4 protein-coding genes are annotated in these 3,139 nt (G+C 32.4%); 1 reads left to right on the forward strand and 3 read right to left on the reverse strand.

What is annotated here, in order from left to right; translation table 11 throughout:
* The 3 genes from SULYE_RS07220 to flgK all read right to left on the reverse strand — a co-directional run.
* Positions 1–412 (reverse strand): PmbA/TldA family metallopeptidase (locus SULYE_RS07220; protein WP_007547994.1); only part of this gene is annotated, 412 nt, incomplete at its 3' end.
* Positions 413–424: 12 nt separating this feature from the next.
* Entirely contained in the window at positions 425–811 is a 387-nt protein-coding gene (locus SULYE_RS07225; RefSeq protein ID WP_007547995.1) for a hypothetical protein, read from the reverse strand.
* 396 nt (positions 812–1,207) lie between these two features.
* On the reverse strand, positions 1,208–2,635 hold the full coding sequence (flgK, locus tag SULYE_RS07230) for a flagellar hook-associated protein FlgK (protein ID WP_007547997.1): 1,428 nt from the start codon (positions 2,633–2,635) through the stop codon (positions 1,208–1,210).
* A gap of 84 nt (positions 2,636–2,719) precedes the next feature.
* Here flgK and SULYE_RS07235 point away from each other — a divergent pair.
* A partial coding sequence (locus SULYE_RS07235; RefSeq protein ID WP_007547998.1) for an ROK family protein occupies positions 2,720–3,139 on the forward strand: 420 nt, incomplete at its 3' end.

A 3,139-nucleotide genomic window follows, 5' to 3' on the forward strand; every position in this document is an offset into this window, starting at 1 on the left:
TTATTCTCTCATCGTAAGTTCTTGCTATTTCGTTTGCTCTTTCAAGAATGTCTTTTTTCTTTTTTAATTCAAACTCATCCGGGTCTATCAAGACATTTGTGTATGCTTTGTAGTGTGCTTTTCCAACGGCTATTCTTCCCTCTCCTTCTGCCTTTGCTAAGGATTTAGCAATTTCCATCATGTTTTGGAAAGTAATCTCTGATGTATAGCCATAGTAGGTTTTAAGGTTTTTTATCAGTCTTATCCCAACGCCTACGTCTATCCCTTTTGAAATTCTTTCTATTTTGTTGTCTTCAAGATTTAAGGTTAAGCTTTTTAAATTTTCAAAATAAATCTCTCCAAACTCTCCACCATCTGCCATTAAAGCCGTTAATATGTACGGTGCTTTTGACATAACCAATTCTTTATACATGCTTCACTCCTTTTATAGTCCTAAAATAAATGCCACTTCCTCTGGCGTTTTACCTTCTAATAAATATTGTAAAGCATTTAATCCTTTCTCATCTAAAGAAATATATAATGCATCTGTACCATTTTTAAACGGAACAACAAGAACCGGAACTCTCCATGCTTGGATAAATCTCTGCCAATCCGATGAAAATCCTGTCAAAAGCAGTTTTGCTTCTGTGGTTTTTCCTAAAAGATAATTTACTAAAGCCAACATATACCTACCTTCTGGAACTTTACTTGCAGATTTTGCCAACTCCCTCCTTGCATCTTTGAGATTTCCATCAATATAACAATTAAATCCATGCACAAACGCTTTCTCTTCTTCTAGCATGTCTAAATAAAACTCAAAAGGTATTTCCATGTATGTTTCTATTTTTCATATTTATGTAATTTTTTTATATTTTAGCTTAATTTGGCAGCTAAACAAGATGATAAAGATTATATGATGATGTAAAACTTTGAGTGAGAAACTTAATAAAAATAGGAGATTATCCGCACGGCTTCAGAATGGGAAATAATGTCAACATTTCTCTAATGCTTATCAACCAATCTTTTCCTGTCATCCTGGGCTTTAGTCTGAAGGATTTTCTCTTTTATTGTCATTTGAAAAGAAAAGCAGTAAAAATTAGATTCTTCGTCGGCTGTAGAACGACACCATTGGGTCATTTTTTATCATCCTGAGGCCGTAAGGCCGAAGGGTCTCATTTTTAAATTTTGTAAAAACCGCTGATTTCTCGCTCCAAAGTATCTTAAAATATTACTTACCTATATTCAAAATCGTTTGCATTAATTCATCAGTAACGGTAATTATTCTTGCAGCAGCTTGGTATGACCTTTGAAGTTTAGTTAGATTAATCAACTCTTCATCCATATTAACACCGGTTAAGCTTTTCATCTTTTCTGTTATGGCATCATATAGAAATTGGTTATTTTCCATCTGTGTTTTTATCCTTGAACTTTCAGACGAGATAATAGCAACAAGTTGTGAGTTGTAATACTCTGAAAATTTACTATTTTTGATGATGTCATAATTGTTTGGGTCGTTAAGACTTGATTTTAAAGCTGTTTCTTCAGTAGATGTAAGTACGCCGCCAATGCTATCTTTTAAAGCTAAAAGATTTTTACCGTTTGTATTATCTGAATTTAAATATGCGGTATTTGTAGCCAACGCAACTTGCTTAGGGTCTTCTATAGCTACAATGATATTAGATGCATCTATTTTAGACAGTGAAGAATTTGGGTCAATTCCAAAGAAATTTAAACCGGTGCTACCGTCCAATCCATAGCCCTGACTGTGAACTTTATTAAACACGTTTGCTAAAACAGTTGCAAAGTCATTTAATCTATTCAGCTGTCCATTGATTGCATCTATTGCTTTTAAATTACCACCAAGCTCTCCATTTTGTATCTCTTTTGTTATATCGTTTGTATTATTCCATTTTATAACAGCATTTCCATTGGAATCTGTTTCAAACTGAAGCTGTGTATTTGTTATACCAACTACCAAGCCAAAACCTTTAGCGGTAAATACATTAACAGTGTTATCTTCATTAAACACAACTTTTGTGTCTATTAAATTACTTAATTGAGTTATTAATCTATCCCTTTCGTTTAGATACTCGTTGCTAGATTCAACATCAAGAGTTTTTGTCTTTATAAGATTATTTAACTTTGCTAACTGCTCGGTAATTTGATTGATTTGATTAATTTGGTCCCTTACTTTTAAAACTGTTTGTTGTTTTAAGTCTTCAAGTGCTTTATCACTGCTTCTTATTTTTCCAACTAAAACCTTAGCATTTGCTATAAATTGAGACCTTGTAGCCAAATCGTCAGGTTTTATAAGCATATCGTTTATGGAGTTAAAAAATGTATTTAGTGCATCAGAAAATCCACTGCCAAGTGCATCGTTAAACACATCTTCTATGTTATTAAGTATGCCACTATAACTTTTATCAGAATTTACGCTTTGATTCAAAGAAATAGACCTGTTAAATAATGATTGGTCAAAAGCTCTGATTATTTTATTTAGATATACTCCGCTTTTTGGTAAATCTTGAAAAACCGGCGTTTCTTTATTGTACCCTTCTGTAGTTGCGTTGGATATATTTTTATTTGTAGAGTTTATTCCTCTTTGAAATGTTAATAAGCTTTGTCCTGCTATGGATAAACTTGCCAATAGTGACATTTTAGAACCTCCGGTTTATATTTTTTAAATCCGCTTTTATAATATAATAATCGTAAAAAGTAAATAAATTTTTAGGAGCTAACTTTGATTCTTGGAATAGATATCGGTGGGACTTTTATAAAGGTTGTTGGTAAAGATGAGAATAATAACATTTTTAAAGAAAAAATTAGCGTTAATTTTCAGGATAAAAAAACTTTTGTAAGTGAAATACTTAAATTAATAGAAAAACACAAGCCCTCAAAAGTTGGTATAGCTATTGCCGGACTTGTTGATAAAAAATCTGGTCAGCTTACAAACTCACCAAATCTAAAATTTTTAGAAGGCTTAAATTTAAAGCAGGAGATAGAAAATCATAGTAATATCAAAGTGTTTATAGAGAATGATGCAAATCTTGCTGCTTATGGTGAGTATGTTTACGGAAATGGCAAAGATAGTGAAATCCTTGTCTGCTTGACCCTTGGAACCGGTCTTGGTGGTGGTGCTGTAATTGGTGGCAAAATCCTT

The organism is Sulfurihydrogenibium yellowstonense SS-5 (genome assembly GCF_000173615.1).
Classification (GTDB): Bacteria; Aquificota; Aquificia; order Aquificales; family Hydrogenothermaceae; genus Sulfurihydrogenibium; species Sulfurihydrogenibium yellowstonense.